The sequence below is a fragment of the Pseudomonas sp. FP198 genome (assembly GCF_030687895.1).
GTDB lineage: Bacteria > Pseudomonadota > Gammaproteobacteria > Pseudomonadales > Pseudomonadaceae > Aquipseudomonas.
In genome coordinates, this window is sequence record NZ_CP117452.1 from 599,022 (window position 1) to 620,118 (window position 21,097).

The window sequence follows — 21,097 nt, forward strand, 5'->3', positions numbered from 1 at the left end:
TAATAAAGCATGACCCGCTTGACGGCTAGCGCCGTCGGAGACCCTTGCAATGCCTGACCAAGATGTACGCTTGCAACACCTGAAAGTTTGGCTCGATGAGCAGCTACCAATCCTCTTCACCCAGCAAGGCTGGGGCGCCGTACCCCCGGCCACATTGACCGCGGCCAGCAGTGACGCGAGTTTCCGGCGGTACTTCCGCTGGCAGGGCGAGGGCCACAGCCTGATCGTGATGGACGCGCCACCGCCCCAGGAAAACTGCAAACCATTCGTGGATATTGCTTTTTTGCTGGCGAAATCCGGGATCAACGTGCCGAAAATTTATGCCGAAGACCTCGAACGCGGCTTTCTTTTGCTCAACGACCTGGGCAACCAGACTTTTCTGGACGTGATCAACGGCGAAAATGCCGACGATCTGTTCGGCGATGCCCTGCAAGCCTTGTTGGCTTTTCAGCAACTGCCGATGGTCGCGCCGCTGCCCAGCTACGACGTCGCGTTATTGCGTCGCGAGTTGGAGTTGTTTCCCGAGTGGTACGTCAAGCGTGAGCTGGGAATCGAGTTCGATACGGCCCAACAGCAGCTTTGGCAGCAGGCGTCCGACCTGCTGATCAACAGTGCCCTGGCCCAGCCGAAAGTCTTGGTGCACCGCGACTACATGCCGCGCAACCTGATGCTCAGCGAACCCAACCCAGGCGTGCTGGATTTCCAGGACGCGGTCTATGGCCCGGTGACCTACGACGTGACGTGCCTGTTCAAGGACGCCTTCCTCAGCTGGCCGCAAGAGCGGGTGCGCGGCTGGCTGGAAGATTATTGGCGGCAGGCCGGCACGCTCGGCATCCCGGTCCAGCCGGATTTCGAGGATTTCCTGCGTGCCAGCGACCTGATGGGCGTGCAACGCCACCTCAAGGTGATCGGTATCTTCGCGCGCATTTGCCATCGCGATGGCAAGCCACGTTACCTGGCTGATGTGCCGCGTTTCTTTGCCTATATAGAAGCAGTCATTGCCCGTCGCCCGGAACTGGCACCGTTGGACGAGTTGCTCCGCAGCCTGCGCCAAGCGGATGGAGCGAGCGCATGAAGGCGATGATCCTGGCGGCGGGCAAAGGCGAGCGCATGCGCCCGCTGACCCTCACCACCCCCAAGCCGTTGATTCGCGTCGGCGGCATTCCGTTGATCGAGTACCACCTGCGGGCACTGGCCACGGCCGGGTTCACCGAAATTGTGATCAACCATGCCTGGCTCGGCCAGCAGATCGAGGATCACCTCGGCGACGGTTCGCGGTTTGGCGTGCAGATCCGCTATTCGCCGGAGGGTGAGCCGCTGGAAACCGGTGGTGGAATTTTCCGCGCGCTGCCGCTGCTGGGTAACGATGCGTTCCTGGTGGTCAACGGCGATATCTGGACCGATTACGATTTCAGCGCCCTGCGCCGGCCGATTTCGGGGTTGGCGCACCTGGTGCTGGTGGACAATCCGGAGCATCACCCCAAGGGCGATTTCATTCTGGCTGGCGGCCAGGTTAATGACGGCGAACCTGGTGCCGATAAGCTGACATACAGCGGCATCGCCGTGCTGGATCCACAGCTGTTTGCCGGCTGCGCCGATGGCGCGTTCAAGCTGGCCCCGCTGTTTCGCCGCGCCATGGCGGCAGGGCGGGTCAGCGGTGTACGCCTGGAAGGACACTGGGTCGATGTGGGTACTCACGAACGTTTGTCGCAAGTCGAAAAACTGATAGAAGCGAGCTGTTGATATGTGGTGGCCAGGGACTCTTATTGGAGCGGGGGCGGGCTTTGCCATTGCCAGCATCCCGGGGGCCATGCTTGGTGCATTGTTGGGGCAGGCGCTGGATCGGCGCCTGAACCTGCACGACTGGGCCCAGGTGCGTGAGCGCCTGGGTGGGCGTCCGGCGTTGCGCAACGATGAACTGTTGTTCGTATTGCTCGGACGCCTGGCGAAGATCGACGGGCGCGTGGTTGATGGTCACATCCAGCAGGCGCGTCTGGAGATGCGCGCGCTGGACCTGAGCGAACCGGCGCAACGTCGGGCTATCGCGGCCTTCAATCGGGGCAAATCGGGAAACGACCGGCTGCGTGGTTATCTGCGTCGCCTGAGCGCCCAGCCGCATGCGGCTGAAGGCGTGCTTCGGGCCTGCTGGCGGATGGTCTGGGCCGACGGCCGTGCCGGTGTAGCCGAACGTGAGTTGCTCGCCCAGTGGGGCAAGTGGCTGGGGTGGACGCCGCAACAGGTCCAGGCCTTGGCGATGGACTACGAGCCGCAGAAACCGGGGCTGCCCAGCAGTGGCTTGACGTATCAGGAGGCGTTGCGGCTCTTGGGGGTTTCGGCCAACAGCGAACCGTCGCAAATCAAGCGGGCTTATCGCCGCCTGATCAGCCGTCATCACCCGGACAAGATCGCCGGTAGCGGAGCGACAGCCTTGCAGGTACGCGAAGCGACCGACAAGACCCGCGAGCTGCACAACGCCTATCGAGTGATTCGCGAGCGCAGGGATTTTCGCTAGCTCACTTGATGGCAGCTGTCGTGGCGAGGGGATTTATCCCCGCTGGAGTGCGAAGCGCTCCCAAAAACAATCTCGGGGGGCATGGCTAGCCCTAGCGTCGACAAGTTGTGGGGCCGCTGCGCAGCCCAGCGGGGATAAATCCCCTCGCCCCAGTACTGGTTCACTTGAGGTATCAGTCTGTCTGTGGACTCAACCACCCCCGAACCCGTCGAAACAGCTGTTCCTGCTGCGCCGTTGCGTTGGGCAGTGCCTTGAGGGAAACCTGGCTGAAGCTCGACCCTTTCAGTCGTTTGCTGGCTTGCAGGCGCTCCAGGGCCGCGTTGCGGTCCGTCGGTTTGTCCATATAGAAGATGTCTGCCGTTGCCAGCTTCAGGTTCGGTGTCAGCTCGGCGAGGCCGGGCTTGGCGGTGACGGGTGTCTGGGCCGCGACCATCACGAAGCGCTGGATTTGCGTGGGTTGTCTTTCGCCAAGATAGCGCGCCGCCCAATAGGCGCCGGTGCCGTGGCCCAGCAGGACGATACTGCGGGCGCTCTGTTGCTCGGCGTAGGCCAATGCCGCGTCGATACGGGCGAAAATCCGTTCGGCGTCGGCCTTGTCGGATTCTTCGCCGGTTTCGGCGGAGGCCGGCTCAGCCGCGTCGGCCTCGCCGCCGGCGACCTGCTCGATCGGGGCCGCAGTGGTTGCGTCGGGGGCTGCAGCAGCGATGTCGGCCGGCTTGGTCTCCGGCGGTGTTTCCGCCGCGCGGGGTGCGATAACGTCGCTCTGCATGTCCGGCAGCGTAATACTCAGGCTGCTCCATTCGGCATCCGGCAGTTTTTTGCGCAGTGGGCTGATGACCTGCGGCCAGTCGGCCGTTTCGCCGGCGCCGGGGACGATGATGACCACACCCTTGGGCTCGCTGGTGTTGGCCGGCTTCCAGAGGGCAAGGAAAGCATCGCTGCCGGTTTGCAGCTGTTGCTGTTCCTGGGCTGGGACTTTTCGTGCGAGCGCCGCCGCTTCTTCCTGGCTACGCTCGAGCAAAGGCTGGCGCTCGGCCGGTTTCGCCTCGGCGGGTTGATCTGCCGCGGCGGGCGTCGTTTCACCGGCCTGTACAGAAAATGCACTCGGCAGGATCAGCGACAGGCACAATGCAGGCAGTGTCAGGCGGTTAACAAAGGACATCGGATATTCCATGACCAGAAGTATTTCCGGCAGCCTAATGGGTTGGTCAGTATTTGTCAGTGCGTGAGATTTCGATGATGCGTGTTTGCCTGTGGGTTATCGGCTGTCTATGGCTTCCCTTGATGGCGTGGGCTGCACCCGCGCCACAGGCGCAGGCGGTGCAGTTGAGCGCGGGCCAGCGCCAATGGTTGGCGGAGCATCCGCAGTTGCGCGTCGGCCTGGTGCTGCAGGCGCCCTACGCACAATACGACCGGCGCTTGCAGCGTCTGTCCGGCACCCACGTCGAATTGATGCAATGGCTGGGCAAGGCGCTGAACGTCGAGCTGACCTGGCGCAACTTCCAGGATGTCGCGCAACTGGAAGCCGCGGTGCGCAACGGCGAAGTGGATGTCGCGCCGGGCTTGACCCAGACCCCGGCCGGCCTGCGGCTCTGGCAGTTTTCCGACCCTTACATGCGTGTGCCGCAGTTGATCGTGGGCGAGCAGAAAGGCGCCGAAGGCGTGGAGTTGGAGAAGCTCGACCCCCAGGCCCGCGTTGTAGTGCGCATGCCAAGCGCCACGGCCGATTACCTGCGCAGCAACTACCCGATGCTGAACCTGCAAGGCGTGCCGATGGAACGCCAGGCCCTGCAGCTGCTCTTGAGCCAGCAGGCACGGTACGCGGTGATCGACGAGGCACAGCTGGGTCGCCTGATGGTCGAGCCGGAGTTTTCCGGGTTGGTGGTGGTGGGTGATATCGGCCTGCCGCAATTGCTCAGGGTCGCCACGCGCCGGGACTGGCCGCAGTTGGCCGAAATCGTCGACAAGGGCTTGCAGGCGATTCCCGCCAAGGAGCTGGAGCAACTGCACAACCGCTGGATCAAGCCCAAATACCCACGCCTGACCGAGACGCCTGGCTTCTGGCAGAACCTGACCCTGCTGATGCTCGCCTTGTTGCTGTGCAGTGTCTCCATCGTGTTCTGGCAACGCCGTCAGCAACGCGGGCTGGAACGTCGCCTGCGCTCGGCGCGCGAGGACATCGCCCAGCGCGCCGCCAGTGAAGAAGCCTTGCGCCTGACGCAATTTTCCATCGATCAAAGCACGGTCGGGATCCTCTGGGTGAATTGGGACAGCCATGTGCGCTACGCCAATCGCGCCGCCGAAACCATGCTCGGTTATGCGCCAGGCGCGATCATCGATCGGCCGCTGATCGACTTCGAACCGGGCCTGCACATGGATCGCTGGCTCAACCTGTGGAAGCGCGCCCGTGCCAGCGAAGATGGGCCGCAGAGTTTCGAAACCGAATGCGTGCGGGCCGATGGCAGTATCCTGCCGGCGGACGTTTCCCTGAGTTTCCTGCGTTTTCGTGACGCGGAATACCTGGTGGTCTACCTCAATGACGTGACCGAGCGTCGCCGCGCGCTCGCGGCGCTGCGTGAAAGCGAAGCGCGGCTGCAGGGCATCGCCGCCAATGTGCCGGGCCTGGTCTTTCGCCTGGAGCGGGCACCGGTGACCGGCCAGATCGACTTCGCCTATATCAGCGAAGGCAGCGAAAGCCTGGTGGGCTACGCCCCGGCGGTACTGGCCCGCAGTGATACCGGGCTGCGCAGCCTGGTGCACCCGCAGGACAAGGCCGATTACCACCGCACCCAGGACCAGGCGCTGGACAGTGACAGCGATTGGTCCTGGCAAGGCCGCATCCTGACTCGCGAAGGCCAGGAGCGCTGGGCCGAGATCAAGGCGATCACGCGCCGGCTCGAAGATGGCGCCTATGTCTGGGACGGCATTGTCTGGGACATCACCGAAAGCAAACGCGTCGAGCTGGAACTGGCCAGTTCCCGGGAACAGTTGCGTGAACTGTCGGCGCACCTGGAAAGCGTCCGGGAAGAAGAGAAAGCGCGCATTGCCCGGGAAGTCCACGACGAGCTGGGGCAAATGCTCACGGTGTTGAAGCTGGAGACGTCCATGTGCGAACTGGCCTACGCGCAACTTGACCCGGGCCTGCAAGAACGGCTCAACAGCATGAAGCGCCTGATTGCCCAGTTGTTCCAGTTGGTGCGGGACGTGGCGACGGCGTTGCGCCCGCCGATTCTCGATGCCGGTATTGCCTCGGCCATCGAATGGCAGGCCCGCCGTTTCGAGGCGCGCACCCAGATTCCGTGCCTGGTGCAGGTGCCGGACAACCTGCCGGCGTTGAGCGACGCCAAGGCCATCGGCCTGTTCCGGATTCTCCAGGAAGCGCTGACCAATGTGATGCGCCATGCCCAGGCGCATACTGTGGAACTGACGCTGGTGTGCGAGGGCGACCAGTTGTGCCTGACGATCAGTGACGACGGTGTAGGATTTGTTGCCGATACGGGGCGGCCAACCTCCTTCGGCCTGGTCGGCATGCGTGAGCGCGTATTGATCATGGGTGGGCAACTGACCCTGGAGAGTGAGCCGGGCGAGGGCACGACCCTGGCGGTACGGGTGCCGTTGGACAAGCCGCACCTGGATTGACATGCACGAAACCTGTGGGCGCGAGCTTGCTCGCGATGAGATTCTGAATCTGGAGAAGCGCCGTGATCCGTGTACTGGTAGCCGAAGACCACACCATCGTCCGGGAAGGCATCAAGCAATTGATCGGCCTGGCCAAGGATCTGGTGGTGGTAGGCGAGGCGAGCAATGGCGAACAGTTGCTCGAGACCCTGCGCCACGTGCCTTGCGAAGTGGTGCTGCTGGATATTTCCATGCCGGGCGTCAATGGCCTTGAGGCAATCCCACGGATCCGTGCGCTAAACAATCCGCCGGCCATCCTGGTGTTGTCGATGCATGACGAGGCGCAGATGGCCGCCCGGGCCTTGAAAGTCGGCGCCGCTGGCTACGCCACCAAGGACAGCGACCCCGCCTTGCTGCTCATGGCGATTCGCAAGGTCGCGGCGGGCGGACGCTACATTGACCCGGACCTCGCCGACCGCATGGTTTTCGAAGTGGGCCTGACCGACACGCGACCGCTGCACTCCCTGCTGTCGGAGCGTGAGTTCTCGGTTTTCGAACGCCTGGCCCAGGGCGCCAACGTCAACGACATCGCCCAGCAACTCGCCCTGAGCAGCAAGACCATCAGCACCCACAAGGCGCGGCTGATGCAGAAGCTCAACATCACCTCGTTGGCCGAGCTGGTGAAATACGCGATGGAGCACAAGTTGCTCTAAACTTCACAAATTCCCCTGTGGGAGCGAGCTTGCTCGCGATAGCGTCAGACCATTCAATATTAATGTTGGTTGATACACCGCCATCGCGAGCAAGCTCGCTCCCACAGGTTCTTGTGTCGGCATATCCATTAGCGACACACCCTGACAGCGCTTTTGCCCCTGCTTGCAGCTTGCCGCTTGAAACTCGCCGCCGCACTTGTCCAATCCCGCCATCCTTGTAGGGCAATCCCTACCCCGACCCTTCCATCCGGCTGAGGCGATTCTCTCCTGCGGCCCGATTTGCGTGGGTCTCGGGCTCCACTAGGCTTGACTCACAAGCAGTCATCAATACAAAAGGTGCGGGTATGAGCCAGGTGGATTCAAGCGCGGGGGCCAGTGATGTGCTGGTCAGCTTTCGTGGTGTGCAAAAGAGCTACGACGGCGAGAACCTGATCGTCAAGGACCTCAACCTGGACATTCGCAAAGGCGAATTCCTGACCCTGCTCGGGCCTTCCGGCTCCGGCAAGACCACCAGCCTGATGATGCTCGCAGGCTTCGAGACCCCGACCGCCGGCGAGATCCAGCTCGCCGGGCGCTCCATCAATAACGTGCCGCCGCACAAGCGCGATATCGGCATGGTGTTCCAGAACTACGCCCTGTTCCCGCACATGACCGTCGCCGAAAACCTGGCATTCCCGCTGACCGTCCGCGGCCTGAACAAAAGCGACGTCGGCGATCGGGTCAAGCGTGTCTTGAGCATGGTCCAACTGGACACCTTCGCCCAACGTTATCCGGCACAGTTGTCCGGCGGCCAGCAACAGCGCGTGGCCCTGGCCCGGGCGCTGGTATTCGAGCCGCAACTGGTGCTGATGGACGAACCTCTTGGCGCACTGGACAAGCAATTGCGCGAACACATGCAGATGGAAATCAAACACCTGCACCAGCGCCTGGGCGTGACCGTGGTCTACGTGACGCACGACCAGGGCGAAGCCCTGACCATGTCCGACCGCGTGGCGGTGTTCCACCAGGGCGAGATCCAGCAGATCGCCCCGCCGCGCACACTCTATGAGGAGCCGAAGAACACCTTTGTCGCCAACTTCATCGGCGAGAACAACCGCCTCAACGGCCGCCTGCACAGTCACACCGGTGACCGTTGCGTGGTGGAGCTGGGACGTGGCGAAAAGGTCGAGGCCCTGGCGGTCAATGTCGGCAAACCCGGCGAACCCGTCACCTTGTCGATCCGCCCGGAGCGGGTGAGCCTCAACGGCGCCAGCGAACAATGTATCAACCGCTTCTCAGGGAGGGTGGCGGAATTCATCTATCTGGGCGACCACGTCCGGGTTCGCCTCGAAGTCTGCGGCAAGAACGACTTCTTCGTGAAACAACCGATTGCCGAGCTCGACCCCGGGCTTGCTGTCGGGGACGTGGTTCCGCTTGGCTGGCAGGTCGAGCACGTACGCGCGCTCGATCCGCTTCTAGAGGCGAATTGATCGCCCCCCTGCTGTACCAACACCAACCCTGCACGTGGAGAGAACAATAAATGTTGAGATCCCTGAAGTTCACAGCCCTGACACTGGGCATGATGGGTGCGGCAAGCGCGATGGCGGCGGGCCCGGACCTGACCGTGGTGTCTTTCGGCGGGGCGAACAAGGCGGCTCAGGTCAAAGCCTTCTACGCACCGTGGGAAGCGGCTGGCAACGGCAAGATCGTGGCTGGCGAATACAACGGCGAAATGGCCAAGGTCAAGGCCATGGTCGATACCAAGAGCGTCTCGTGGGACCTGGTGGAAGTCGAGTCGCCGGAATTGTCCCGTGGCTGCGACGAAGACATGTTCGAGCAACTCGATCCGGCCCTGTTCGGCAAGGCCGAAGACTACGTCAAGGGCGCCATCCAGCCTTGCGGCGTGGGCTTCTTCGTGTGGTCGACCGTGCTGGCCTACAACGCCGACAAACTGAAGACCGCGCCGACCAGTTGGGCGGATTTCTGGGACACCAAGCAATTCCCGGGCAAGCGCGGCCTGCGCAAGGGCGCCAAGTACACCCTCGAATTCGCCCTGATGGCCGACGGCGTGGCGCCGAAAGACGTGTACAAGGTGCTGGCCGGCAAGGATGGCCAGGATCGCGCCTTCAAGAAGCTCGACGAGCTCAAGCCGAACATCCAGTGGTGGGAAGCCGGTGCCCAGCCTCCGCAGTACCTTGCGTCCGGTGACGTGGTCATGAGCTCGGCCTACAACGGCCGGATCGCCGCGGTACAGAAAGAGAGCAACCTGAAAGTGGTGTGGAACGGCGGCATCTACGACTTCGACGCCTGGGCCATCCCGCGTGGCCTGGACAAGACCCGCGCGGAAGCTGCGAAAAAATTCATCGCCTTCTCGGTGGCGCCGCAGCAGCAGAAGACCTACTCGGAAAACATCGCCTACGGCCCGGCGAATACCCAGGCCGTGCCGTTGCTGGCCAAGGATGTGCTGAAAGACATGCCGACCACCCCGGAAAACATCGCCAACCAAGTGCAGATCGACGTCAGTTTCTGGGCTGACAACGGCGAGCAACTGGAGCAGCGCTTCAACTCCTGGGCGGCGAAGTAACCCGGCGGTCTGACGCTGGATGAGATCCATGTGGGAGCGAGCTTGCTCGCGATAGCGGTCTGTCAGTCACATCAATACTGAATGTGCCGAAGCTATCGCGAGCAAGCTCGCTCCCACAGGTTCCTCCACGGTCCTAGGGTTCCAACACAACAGAGGCGGCTCGCCGCCCCTGTAACGATCAAAGAGATTTGCGGAGTTCGCCATGGCCATCGCCGTTCCACTGAACGCGGGCACCAGCCCCACCCTCAAGCAGCGACTCAAGCGCGCCGAGCGGCTCAACCGCTGGAAGGCCCAGGCCTTGATCGCGCCACTGGTGCTGTTTTTGCTGCTGGTGTTCCTGGTGCCGATCGTCGCGCTGCTGTTCAAAAGCGTCAGCAACCCGGAAGTCGTGGGCGCCATGCCACGTACTGTCGCTGCCGTCGCAGCATGGGACGGACGCGGTTTGCCCGGCGAGCCGGTGTACAAGGCTGCCAGTGAAGATCTGGCCGAAGCCCGCAAGAATCAGACCCTGGGCGATTTGTCCAAGCGCCTGAACATGGAACTGGCCGGCTACCGCAGCCTGCTGACCAAGACTGCTCGCGCGCTGCCGTTCGCCACAGAGCCGGCCTCTTATAAAGAAGCACTGGAAAGCCTCGACGAACGCTGGGGTGATCCCGCGTACTGGCAGGTGATCCGGCGAAACACCAGCAATGTCACGCCTTATTACCTGCTGGCGGCTGTTGATCACCGCATCGACGATCTCGGTGAACTGGCCCCGGCCACCCCCGACCAGGCGATCTATCTGGATATTTTCACCCGTACTTTCTGGATGGGCCTGGTGATTACCGCCATCTGTCTGGTGCTCGCCTATCCGCTGGCGTATCTGCTGGCGAACTTGCCGTCACGCCAGAGCAACCTGTTGATGATCCTCGTGCTGTTGCCGTTCTGGACCTCGATCCTGGTGCGGGTGGCGGCGTGGATCGTGCTACTGCAGTCGGGCGGATTGATCAACAGCGCGCTGATGGCCATGGGCGTCATCGATAAACCGCTGGAGCTGGTGTTCAACCGCACCGGCGTCTACATCTCCATGGTCCACATCCTGTTGCCGTTCATGATCCTGCCGATCTACAGCGTGATGAAGGGCATCTCGCCCACCTACATGCGGGCGGCGATCTCCCTGGGCTGCCACCCGTTCGCCAGCTTCTGGCGGGTGTATTTCCCGCAGACCTACGCCGGCGTCGGTGCCGGGTGCCTGTTGGTGTTCATCCTCGCCATCGGCTACTACATCACCCCGGCACTGCTGGGCAGCCCGAACGACCAGATGGTCAGCTACTTCGTCGCGTTCTACACCAACACCAGTATCAACTGGGGCATGGCCACGGCGCTCGGTGGGCTGCTGTTGCTGGCGACCATTGTGCTTTATCTGATTTACAGCTGGCTGGTGGGCGCCAGTCGCCTGCGCCTGAGCTAAGGGGAGATCGAAATGCTGAGTCCTTACATGTCCCCCGTCGAGCGGGTGTGGTTCTACAGCTTGCGCATACTCTGCGGGCTGATCCTGTTGTTCCTGATCCTGCCGGTGCTGGTGATCATTCCGTTGTCGTTCAACTCGGGCAGCTTCCTGGTTTATCCGCTGCAGGGCTTTTCGTTGCAGTGGTACCACGATTTCTTCGCTTCGGCCGAGTGGATGCGGGCGTTGAAGAACAGCATCATCGTGGCCCCGGCCGCGACGCTGTTGGCGATGATCTTCGGTACGCTGGCGGCGATCGGCCTGACCCGTGGCGACTTTCCGGGCAAGGCGCTGGTGATGGCCCTGGTGATTTCGCCCATGGTGGTGCCGGTGGTGATTATCGGTGTCGCGAGCTACCTGTTTTTCGCGCCGTTGGGGATGGGCAACAGCTTCTTCTCGCTGATCATCGTCCATGCGGTGCTCGGCGTGCCGTTCGTCATCATCACCGTCTCGGCGACCTTGCAAGGGTTCAACCACAACCTGGTTCGCGCCGCTGCCAGCCTCGGGGCTTCGCCATTGACCGCGTTCCGTCGCGTGACCTTGCCGTTGATCGCGCCGGGCGTCATCTCTGGTGCGTTGTTCGCCTTCGCGACTTCGTTCGATGAAGTGGTGGTGACCCTGTTCCTGGCCGGCCCGGAGCAAGCGACCCTGCCACGGCAGATGTTCAGCGGTATTCGCGAGAACCTCAGCCCGACCATCGCCGCTGCGGCTACGTTGCTGATCGCCTTCTCGGTGATCCTGCTGCTGACGCTGGAATGGCTGCGTGGGCGTAGCGAGAAGTTGCGTACAACCCAAGTTTGAGGCCCCCTGCAAAACCAGTGTGGGAGCGAGCCTGCTCGCGAATGCTGTGTACCAGTCGACATAATTGTTGACTGACGGTCCGCTTTCGCGAGCAGGCTCGCTCCCACATCCGCTCCTCGGTGCATTCATAAGCTGAATGACAGACCACCCCCCAATACCGAGCTATCCTTGTGCCAGCCCCCACTCGAACAAGAGGCCGCGCACATGAGTCTTTCCTCATTCAAGATCGCCCACAAACTGATCACCGGCGCCGCTGCCATCGAGCAACTGGCGGCGGAGCTGACACGGCTGGATGTCGATAACCCGTTGATCGTCACGGACGCGGCGCTGGTCAAGTCCGGCACCGTGGAGTTGGCGCTGCAGCATCTGGGCGGGCGCGACTACGAGATTTTCGACCGGGTCATGCCCGACCCGGAAATCGCCATCGTCGAAGATTGCATGCAAGCCTACCGCGACGGCGGGCATGACGGCCTGATCGGCCTGGGTGGCGGCAGCGCCATCGACATTGCCAAGTGCGTGGGCGTTTATGCCGGTTACCACGGTGAGCTGCAGGATATGTTCGGTGTCGATCAGGTGCCGCGCAAAGGTCCGCCCATGATTGCCATTCCCACCACCGCCGGTACCGGTTCGGAAGTCACCAACGTGGCGATCCTCTCTGACAAGGCCGCACAGCTGAAAAAGGGCATCGTCAGTGATTACCTGCTGCCGGATGTGGCGCTGGTCAGCCCGCAGATGACCCTGACGTGTCCGCGCAGCGTGACCGCCGCCAGCGGCGTTGATGCGTTGGTGCACGCCATCGAGTCGTACCTGTCACTCAACGCCTCGCCGATCACCGATGCCCTGGCCATCGGCGCGATCAAGCTGATCACCCGCGCCTTGCCCAAGGCCTACGCCAACCCGTCCCACTTGCAGGCCCGTGAAGACATGGCCACCGCCAGCCTGATGGCCGGCATGGCGTTCGGCAATGCCGGGGTCGGCGCCGTGCATGCGCTGGCCTATCCGCTGGGCGGACGTTTCCATGTCTCCCATGGCGTCGCCAATGCCTTGTTGCTGCCCTATGTCATGCACTGGAACAAGATGGCCTGCGTCGAGCGCATGCGCGATATTGCCGAGGCCATGGGCATCAAGACCGCTCATTTGAGTGATATCGAAGCCGCGGATGAGGCCGTGGAAGCCATGGCCGCGTTGTGTGCCGCGGTGGAAATTCCCAAAGGCTTGAGTGGCCTGGGCGTCACCGAGGAGGTGATTCCGTCCATGGCGGCGGAGGCGGCGGGTATAGAGCGGCTGATGCGCAACAACCCGCGCAAGCTGAGCGCCGGCGATATCGAGAAGATCTATCGAGCGGCGTATTGATCGTGCGTCACGGTGGGCGCGCCAAATCTTGAGGTATACAATGCGCGCCATCGTGATTTCGCTCAAAACAGGTGCGTCATGCAGCCCTTCGCTATTGCTCCGTCGATTCTCTCCGCCGACTTCGCCCGCCTGGGCGAGGAAGTGGATAACGTTCTGGCCGCCGGGGCCGACATCGTCCACTTCGATGTCATGGACAACCACTACGTACCCAACCTGACCATCGGCCCGATGGTCTGCGCGGCGTTGCGCAAATATGGCATCACCGCGCCAATCGACGCGCACCTGATGGTCAGTCCGGTGGATCGTATCGTCGGTGATTTCATCGAGGCCGGTGCCACCTACATCACCTTCCACCCGGAAGCCACGCTGCACGTCGACCGCTCCCTGCAATTGATCCGCGAAGGCGGCTGCAAGGCCGGCCTGGTGTTCAACCCGGCCACGCCCCTGGACGTACTCAAGTACGTGATGGACAAGGTCGACATGGTTCTGCTGATGAGCGTCAACCCGGGTTTCGGTGGGCAGAAGTTCATTCCGGGCACGCTCGACAAGCTGCGCGAAGCCCGCGCCCTGATCGATGCCTCGGGCCGGGATATCCGCCTGGAAATCGACGGCGGCGTGAACGTGAACAACATCCGCGAAATCGCCGCGGCCGGTGCCGACACCTTTGTCGCCGGTTCGGCGATCTTCAACGCACCGGATTACCAGGCAGTGATCGAAAAGATGCGCGCCGAACTGGCCCTGGCACGTCCATGAGCGGCTTCGAGCAGCTGTTTCCCGGCAGCCTGCCGCGTCTGGTGATGTTCGATCTCGACGGCACGCTCGTCGATTCGGTCCCGGACCTGGCGGCTGCCGTGGACAATATGCTGCTCCAGCTCGGGCGTCCGTCTGCCGGCATCGACGCGGTGCGCCAGTGGGTCGGCAACGGCGCGCCGATGCTGGTGCGCCGGGCCCTGGCCAATGACATTGATGCCCAGGGCGTTGATGAGGCCGAGGCCGAGCGGGCACTGGAGCTGTTCAACGAAGCCTACGACGGCAACCACGAACTGACCGTGGTTTATCCGGGCGTGCGTTCCACTCTCAAATGGTTGCACAAGCAGGGCGTGGAAATGGCGCTGATCACCAACAAGCCGGAGCGTTTTGTCGCGCCGCTGCTGGATCAGATGAAGATCGGCCGTTATTTCCGCTGGATCATCGGCGGCGACACCTTGCCACAGAAAAAGCCCGACCCGGCCGCGCTGTTCTTCGTCATGAAAATGGCCAACATCCCGGCATCCCAATCGTTGTTTGTCGGCGATTCGCGCAGCGACGTGCTGGCGGCGAAAGCCGCTGGGGTCAAATGTGTTGCCCTGAGCTACGGCTACAATCATGGCCGACCGATTGCCGAGGAATTTCCGACATTGGTGATTGATGATCTGCGCCTGCTAATTCCCGGTTGCCTGGACCCGGCCGCTGAGATAACGTTGCCCGACGCTGTTCAATCCTCTTCTGGAAACGCCATCGTGGTGGTCACTCGCAAACTCTGGATGAAAGTCATGAAGGCCCTGGCCCGCTGGCGTTGGCGCGCCTGACGTGATCCTGGCCGGTTATCCGGCGCGTTTGCATACCTGACTGTCAGCTCCTCTTGCCACGAGGCACCCCATGATCCGCGAAGAATTTCTGCGTCTAGCCGCTGCCGGCTACAACCGCATCCCGCTTGCCTGCGAAACCCTGGCCGACTTCGACACGCCGCTGTCGATCTACCTCAAGTTGGCCGACCAGCCCAATTCCTACTTGCTCGAATCGGTGCAAGGTGGGGAAAAATGGGGTCGCTATTCGATGATCGGCCTGCCCTGCCGCACCGTGCTGCGAGTCCATGACCATCGCATCAGCGTGACCTGCGATGACGTCGAAATCGAAAGCCACGAAGTCGAGGATCCGCTCGCGTTCGTTGAATCCTTCAAGGCCCGCTACAACGTCCCGACCATCCCCGGCCTGCCACGTTTCAACGGCGGCCTGGTGGGTTATTTCGGCTACGACTGTGTGCGCTATGTGGAAAAACGCCTGGGCACCTGTCCGAACCCCGATCCGCTGGGTGTGCCGGACATTCTGCTGATGGTCTCCGATGCGGTGGTGGTCTTCGACAATCTCGCCGGCAAGATGCACGCCATCGTCCTGGCTGACCCGTCCCGTGAAGATGCCTACGAGCAAGGTCAACAAAGCCTTCAGACGTTGCTGGAAAAACTCCGCCAGCCGATCACCCCCCGTCCCGGCCTGGACTTCAGCAAGCAGTCGGCTGCCGACCCGGTGTTCCGTTCCAGTTTCACCCAGGGCGACTACGAAAAAGCTGTCGACACCATCAAGGAATACATCCTGGCGGGCGACTGCATGCAGGTCGTGCCGTCGCAACGGATGTCGATCGACTTCAAGGCCGCGCCGATCGATCTGTACCGGGCGCTGCGCTGTTTCAACCCGACGCCTTACATGTATTTCTTCAACTTCGGTGACTTCCATGTCGTGGGCAGTTCGCCCGAGGTGCTGGTGCGGGTCGAAGAAAACCTCATCACCGTACGGCCGATCGCTGGCACACGGCCACGCGGCGCCACGGAGGAAGCGGACCGGGCGCTGGAAGAGGACCTGTTGTCAGATGCCAAGGAAATCGCCGAGCACCTGATGCTGATCGATCTGGGGCGCAACGACACTGGCCGGGTTTCCGAAGTGGGCTCGGTAAAGCTCACCGAGAAAATGGTCATCGAGCGCTACTCCAACGTGATGCACATCGTGTCCAACGTCACCGGGGAGTTGAAGTCCGGGTTGACGGCGATGGACGCCTTGCGAGCGATCCTGCCGGCGGGCACTTTGTCTGGCGCGCCGAAGATCCGCGCCATGGAAATCATCGACGAGCTGGAGCCGGTCAAGCGCGGTGTGTACGGCGGAGCCGTCGGCTACTTCGCCTGGAACGGCAACATGGACACGGCCATCGCCATCCGCACCGCCGTGATCAAGAACGGTGAGCTGCACGTGCAGGCCGGCGGCGGCATCGTCGCCGACTCGGTGCCCGCGCTGGAATGGGAGGAAACCCTGAACAAGCGTCGGGCAATGTTCCGTGCCGTGGCCCTGGCCGAGCAGACCCCGAACGACTGAAGGCCTCGAGACAACTCGATCATTGTGGGAGCGAGCTTGCTCGCGATGAGGCCCTCAGGCTCAACCAATAGGTTGACTGACAGTCCGCCATCGCGAGCAAGCTCGCTCCCACAGGGGCCGCGTCAGAAATCCAGACTGACCCCCAAGCTCACCCCTTGCTGGCTGAAATCATCATCCTTGCGCAACGTATAACCGCCCCGCAGCGCTAGATCGCTGGTCAACTTGTGACTGATCCCCAGGCTCAGGCGATTGAGGTGGCTCTGTGGGGTATAGCCCTCCAGCGTGAAGTCATTGGCCGGCAAGCTGTTGAGGGCGATGTTCACCTTTTGCGTATCGTCTTCATACTCGCGCTCGTGGGCATACTCCCCGTACACCTGGGTCTGGCGGGTAAAGTTGTATTTGCCCTGCAAGCCGATGCCCAGGCGTTTTGAATCGCGGGTCTGGTCGTCGAAAGTCAGCGCCGTGGAGCGGCTGCCCTGTTCCGAGTAGCCATCGACCTCGACCTTCGCATAATCGGCGCTGACAAACGGTGACAGGTGCCATTGGCTGCCCGGCTGGGCAATGTCGTAGCCTACGCGCGTGCTGAATGCCCAGAGATGACCGTCGGTATCGCCTTTCTCCTGCGCCTGGCTGACGCCCAGGTCGAATTTGCGCTCCAGGTTGTCGTAGTCGAGCTTGCCGCCGGTCAGCGCGGCGTCGGCCCACCAGCGGTTCTGCTGGAACTGGGCGAACGCGGTGGCGAGGTAGCTGTTGAGCTTGTAGTTCGAATCGTTGCGTCCTGCGTCCATGTCCTGGCGGTACAGACCGGCGGCCACGCCGATGCGCCAGGCTTCGTTGAGGCGGTAGCTGCCGCCGATGTTCAGGTTGTAGCCACTGCCGTCGGCGCGTGCACCGCTGCCTTGGCTATCAATGTCCAGATGCTGGCCGCCGCCGGCAACAATCGCCCGCCATTGACCTACCGCCTGCCAATCTTCCCAGTCCGATTGCCATTGGCTGCGCAATTCATCCTGGTGGGCGCGCAAGGTCGAGTGGGCCATTTCCGGCAGCAAGGTCAGTTCCCACGGCGCCGCGAGCAGAGAATAGGCGTAGTCGGCAATCAGCTTCTGCCCGGTTTCGGTGGGGTGAACCGCATCGTTATAGATCAGCTTGCTCGGATCAGGCGTGGCGCTGTTGATGCCGTAGGTGGGGTTTTCCGTACAGCTGTTGCCGCTGAAGCAAGTGGCAGTGAGGTTCTCGCCGGTGGCAAGGCCGAATCGTCCAGGATCGGCAAAGGTTTCCTGCAGCAATAGCGGAACGTTCAGCGGAATGATCTCGGCATTGATGCCCTGCAACCGTGTGACCAGTTGCTGGTTGAACCGATTGCTGAGCAGCGAGACCGTCCCCTGCAAGGGGGTGCCATTGAGGGCCGGCGTCAGGCCCAGATCCGGCAGCAACCAGACCATTGCATAGCGGGCTCCGGCGGTTTGCAGCACTTGCACGCTGTCAGCCAGGCGGTCCGCGGCGGCATCCGCCTGGGCGATGCTCAACACTCTGCCTTGAAGAAAATCATTGCCGCCGCCGGAGAGGTAATACAGCGCGTTCGGGTCGGCACGCAGGCCATTGGCGGGCAGATAACCGGCACGGCTGCGCTCGCCGGTGGCGGAAATATTGGTGATCGAGTCCAGTATCTGGTCGGTACGATAACCGCCTACAGCCCAGTTGTTGCCGTCCGCGAGCCCTTCGCGGGCGCGCACTGCCGAAGTGGACGCGGCGGTTTCATCGGCGGAAAAGCCCAGTCGTCCACCGAGCAGTTGGGTCGCGTTTGCAGAATAGGCTTCGCCGCTGCCATCCAGGTAGACCGGGCCGGTGCGGTTGGTAAAACGCAAGGTTGAGCCGGGCGGGCCGTCGGGATCGCTGAACTGACCGGCGTCGCTGAGGCTGTCGCCGAACACGATGAAACTGGAGTAGGGGTTGGGGGCGGCAATCGCCTGAGCGCAGGCCATGGTCAGCAGGCAGCTGGCGATGGGGATGAACAACGTCGGCTTGATCATGAGAAGGTCCTTTTCAATCTTGTTTTTTTATCGGGAGAAACGAAACGACAGTACCAAAGGCGTCCGGCGGTTTGCCACCCGATCAGTGAGCATGGCGATTGTTTGCGGGCCCTTCGGGTCGGTCTTATTGCGTGCTCCGCCCAGCTAAGTTACTGTGCCGGAACGTATGAACGAGACTTCCCCCGTGTCGATTGTCAGCAAACTCCTGAATCAATTGATCAAGGCTCACGCCCGTTGGCGTTGGCGCGCCTGAACGTTCCATGCCGGCCTCGCCGGACCTGTACCGATTTGCCTTCTTTACCCGTTTGGAAACCGCTTCGCAGGCGCATCATTCACCTGTCCAGCGCAGCACCGTGCGGGTCACTCTTCGAAGGCTGTATTCCAAGTCAGTGTATTCAATAGGTTGTTTACGCCATGTTGCTGATGATCGATAACTACGACTCTTTTACTTACAACGTTGTGCAGTACCTCGGCGAGCTCGGCTCCGAGGTCAAGGTCGTGCGCAACGATGAGCTGACCATCGCCGAAATCGAGGCCCTCAAGCCCGAACGCATCGTCGTCTCGCCCGGCCCTTGCACGCCAACCGAAGCGGGCATCTCCATCGAAGCGATCAAATATTTTGCCGGCAAGCTGCCGATCCTCGGTGTCTGCCTGGGGCACCAGTCGATCGGCCAGGCGTTCGGTGGTGATGTCGTGCGGGCCCGCCAGGTGATGCACGGCAAGACCAGCCCGGTATTTCATGAAGACAAGGGCGTGTTCGAAGGTCTGAATCGCCCGCTTACCGTCACCCGCTACCACTCGTTGATCGTCAAGCGCGAAACCCTGCCCGACTGCCTTGAGCTGACCGCCTGGACCCAGCTCGAAGACGGCTCGGTGGACGAAATCATGGGTTTGCGTCACAAGACGTTAAACATCGAGGGTGTGCAATTTCACCCCGAGTCTATCCTCACCGAGCAGGGCCACGAACTGTTCGCCAACTTTCTCAAACAAACCGGCGGCACGCGCTAAGGACTCTCCATGGACATCAAGACAGCCCTGAACCGTATCGTCGGCCAGCTCGACCTGAGCACCGACGAGATGCGCGACGTGATGCGGGAAATCATGACTGGCCAGTGCACGGACGCGCAGATTGGCGCGTTCATGATGGCCATGCGCATGAAGAGCGAGAGCATCGACGAGATTGTCGGTGCGGTGACGACCATGCGCGAGTTGGCGGACAAGGTCGAACTCAAGACTCTCGATGGTGTGGTGGATGTCGTCGGGACGGGTGGTGACGGAGCCAATATCTTCAACGTTTCCACCGCCTCGGCATTTGTCGTTGCGGCGGCCGGCTGCACCGTCGCCAAGCATGGCAATCGTGCGGTGTCGGGCAAGAGCGGCAGCGCCGATCTGCTGGAAGCCGCCGGTATCTACCTCAACCTGACGTCGGTCCAGGTGGCTCGTTGTATCGATAGCGTCGGCATCGGCTTCATGTTTGCCCAGACCCACCACCGCGCCATGAAATATGCCGCGGCGCCGCGTCGCGAGCTGGGCTTGCGCACGCTGTTCAACATGCTCGGCCCGCTTACGAATCCGGCCGGTGTGAAGCATCAAGTGGTCGGCGTATTCAGCCAGGCGCTGTGCCGGCCATTGGCAGAGGTCCTGCAACGTTTAGGTAGCAAGCACGTGCTGGTCGTCCATTCCAAAGACGGCCTGGATGAATTCAGCCTGGCGGCGCCCACTTTCGTGGCTGAGCTAAAAAATGATCAGATCAGCGAATATTGGGTCGAACCTGAAGACCTCGGCATGAAGAGCCAGAGCCTGCATGGACTGGCGGTGGATGGGCCGGCTCAGTCACTTGAGTTGATCCGCGATGCCTTGGGGCGGCGTAAAACCGAGAATGGCCAGAAGGCTGCGGAAATGATCATGCTCAATGCGGGCGCCGCGTTGTATGCCGCCGATCACGCCAGCAGCCTCAAGCAAGGTGTCGAGCTCGCGCATGATGCGTTGCACACCGGCCTGGCCCGGGAAAAACTGGAAGAATTGGGCGCGTTTACCGCCGTATTCAAAGTGGAGAATGAAGGATGAGCGTGCCAACGGTTCTGGAAAACATTCTGGCTCGCAAGGCTGAAGAAGTGGCCGAGCGTCGTGCCCGGGTCAGCCTCGCCGAGCTGGAAGGTCTCGCACGTTCAGCAGACGCGCCTCGCGGCTTTGCCCAGGCGCTGATAGACCAGGCGAAGAAAAAGCAGCCTGCGGTCATCGCCGAAATCAAGAAGGCGTCTCCCAGCAAAGGTGTGATCCGTGAGGACTTCGTCCCCGCCGACATCGCCAGGAGCTACGAGAAGGGCGGTGCGACCTGCCTTTCGGTGCTCACCGACGTCGATTTTTTCCAAGGTGCCGATGACTATCTCAAACAGGCGCGGGCCGCGTGCAAGCTGCCGGTGATCCGTAAGGATTTCATGATCGATCCGTACCAGATCGTTGAGGCGCGGGCCTTGGGTGCCGATTGCGTGCTGTTGATCGTTTCCGCCCTGGATGACGTGAAAATGGCCGAGCTGGCCGCAGTCGCTAAAAGTGTGGGCCTGGATGTACTGGTGGAAGTCCACGACGGCGACGAGCTGGAACGCGCCCTGAAAACGCTGGATACCAAGCTGGTCGGCGTCAATAACCGCAACCTGCATACGTTTGAAGTCAACCTGGAAACCACTCTCGACCTGTTGCCGCGAATTCCACGCGATCGCCTGGTCATCACCGAGAGCGGCATCCTCAACCGAGCCGATGTCGAGTTGATGGAAGTCAGCGATGTGTATTCATTCCTGGTTGGCGAGGCTTTCATGCGGGCCGAAAGCCCGGGTACAGAACTGCAACGCTTGTTTTTCCCCGAGCGCGGCGTTCCGGTAACCGGCTCGACGCTGGACTGAA

18 protein-coding genes are annotated in these 21,097 nt (G+C 61.8%); 16 read left to right on the forward strand and 2 right to left on the reverse strand.

The features are described from left to right. Nucleotides 1-49: 49 nt before the first annotated feature. From PSH78_RS02790 to PSH78_RS02800, 3 genes are read left to right on the forward strand one after another with little or no spacing between them, the layout of a single operon-like run. Nucleotides 50-1,075 carry an aminoglycoside phosphotransferase family protein gene (locus PSH78_RS02790; protein WP_305498408.1) on the forward strand — a complete coding sequence of 342 codons (1,026 nt, stop codon included), beginning with the start codon at nt 50-52 and terminating at the stop codon, nt 1,073-1,075. Continuing rightward, nucleotides 1,072-1,743, forward strand: a complete 672-nt coding sequence (murU, locus tag PSH78_RS02795; RefSeq protein ID WP_305498409.1) for an N-acetylmuramate alpha-1-phosphate uridylyltransferase MurU — start codon at nt 1,072-1,074, stop codon at nt 1,741-1,743. Before PSH78_RS02790 ends, murU begins: the two co-directional genes overlap by 4 nt. Before the next feature lies 1 nt (nt 1,744). After that, nucleotides 1,745-2,512 (forward strand): DnaJ domain-containing protein, encoded by a 768-nt coding sequence (locus tag PSH78_RS02800; RefSeq protein ID WP_305498410.1) that lies wholly within the window; start codon nt 1,745-1,747, stop codon nt 2,510-2,512. A gap of 172 nt (nt 2,513-2,684) precedes the next feature. On the opposite strand, the gene PSH78_RS02805 is transcribed toward PSH78_RS02800, so the two are convergent. Beyond that, nucleotides 2,685-3,674, reverse strand: coding sequence for an alpha/beta hydrolase family protein (locus tag PSH78_RS02805; RefSeq protein WP_305498411.1), 990 nt, complete (start codon nt 3,672-3,674; stop codon nt 2,685-2,687). A gap of 74 nt (nt 3,675-3,748) precedes the next feature. Here PSH78_RS02805 and PSH78_RS02810 point away from each other — a divergent pair, with 74 nt between their 5' ends. From PSH78_RS02810 to trpE, 10 genes are all read left to right on the forward strand, one after another. Then, a complete protein-coding gene (locus PSH78_RS02810) occupies nt 3,749-6,151 on the forward strand; it encodes a transporter substrate-binding domain-containing protein (protein WP_305498412.1) in 2,403 nt (800 codons plus the stop codon). A 62-nt stretch (nt 6,152-6,213) separates the two neighbouring features. Next, on the forward strand, nt 6,214-6,843 hold the full coding sequence (locus tag PSH78_RS02815; RefSeq protein ID WP_003206156.1) for a response regulator transcription factor: 630 nt from the start codon (nt 6,214-6,216) through the stop codon (nt 6,841-6,843). Nucleotides 6,844-7,187: 344 nt separating this feature from the next. Then, the gene (locus PSH78_RS02820; protein WP_305498413.1) at nt 7,188-8,312 is read left to right on the forward strand and encodes an ABC transporter ATP-binding protein; all 1,125 of its coding nucleotides are present in this window, start codon (nt 7,188-7,190) and stop codon (nt 8,310-8,312) included. A gap of 50 nt (nt 8,313-8,362) precedes the next feature. Then, nucleotides 8,363-9,406 carry an ABC transporter substrate-binding protein gene (locus PSH78_RS02825; RefSeq protein ID WP_003206153.1) on the forward strand — a complete coding sequence of 348 codons (1,044 nt, stop codon included), beginning with the start codon at nt 8,363-8,365 and terminating at the stop codon, nt 9,404-9,406. 202 nt (nt 9,407-9,608) lie between these two features. Continuing rightward, a complete protein-coding gene (locus tag PSH78_RS02830; RefSeq protein ID WP_305498414.1) occupies nt 9,609-10,856 on the forward strand; it encodes an ABC transporter permease in 1,248 nt (415 codons plus the stop codon). Between the two features lie 12 nt (nt 10,857-10,868). Beyond that, the gene (locus PSH78_RS02835) at nt 10,869-11,693 is read left to right on the forward strand and encodes an ABC transporter permease (protein ID WP_305498415.1); all 825 of its coding nucleotides are present in this window, start codon (nt 10,869-10,871) and stop codon (nt 11,691-11,693) included. Nucleotides 11,694-11,897: 204 nt separating this feature from the next. Next, nucleotides 11,898-13,046 carry an iron-containing alcohol dehydrogenase gene (locus PSH78_RS02840; protein ID WP_305498416.1) on the forward strand — a complete coding sequence of 383 codons (1,149 nt, stop codon included), beginning with the start codon at nt 11,898-11,900 and terminating at the stop codon, nt 13,044-13,046. A 78-nt stretch (nt 13,047-13,124) separates the two neighbouring features. Beyond that, nucleotides 13,125-13,799 (forward strand): ribulose-phosphate 3-epimerase, encoded by a 675-nt coding sequence (rpe, locus tag PSH78_RS02845; RefSeq protein ID WP_305498417.1) that lies wholly within the window; start codon nt 13,125-13,127, stop codon nt 13,797-13,799. Then, on the forward strand, nt 13,796-14,614 hold the full coding sequence (locus PSH78_RS02850; protein ID WP_305498418.1) for a phosphoglycolate phosphatase: 819 nt from the start codon (nt 13,796-13,798) through the stop codon (nt 14,612-14,614). The genes rpe and PSH78_RS02850 overlap by 4 nt, the downstream gene beginning before the upstream one ends. A gap of 70 nt (nt 14,615-14,684) precedes the next feature. Further along, complete coding sequence (trpE, locus tag PSH78_RS02855; protein WP_305498419.1) at nt 14,685-16,166, forward strand: anthranilate synthase component I; 1,482 nt, start codon at nt 14,685-14,687, stop codon at nt 16,164-16,166. 122 nt (nt 16,167-16,288) lie between these two features. Here trpE and estP read toward each other — a convergent pair whose 3' ends face one another. Next, a complete protein-coding gene (estP, locus tag PSH78_RS02860; RefSeq protein ID WP_305498420.1) occupies nt 16,289-18,196 on the reverse strand; it encodes an esterase EstP in 1,908 nt (635 codons plus the stop codon). Between the two features lie 414 nt (nt 18,197-18,610). Between estP and PSH78_RS02865 the strand changes: the two genes are divergently transcribed. The 3 genes from PSH78_RS02865 to trpC are packed head-to-tail and all read left to right on the forward strand — an operon-like array spanning nt 18,611 to nt 21,096. Further along, entirely contained in the window at nt 18,611-19,204 is a 594-nt protein-coding gene (locus tag PSH78_RS02865; RefSeq protein ID WP_018928869.1) for an aminodeoxychorismate/anthranilate synthase component II, read from the forward strand. Between the two features lie 9 nt (nt 19,205-19,213). Beyond that, a complete protein-coding gene (gene trpD / locus PSH78_RS02870) occupies nt 19,214-20,263 on the forward strand; it encodes an anthranilate phosphoribosyltransferase (RefSeq protein ID WP_305498421.1) in 1,050 nt (349 codons plus the stop codon). Then, complete coding sequence (gene trpC, locus PSH78_RS02875; RefSeq protein ID WP_305498422.1) at nt 20,260-21,096, forward strand: indole-3-glycerol phosphate synthase TrpC; 837 nt, start codon at nt 20,260-20,262, stop codon at nt 21,094-21,096. Before trpD ends, trpC begins: the two co-directional genes overlap by 4 nt. Nucleotide 21,097: the final 1 nt, after the last annotated feature.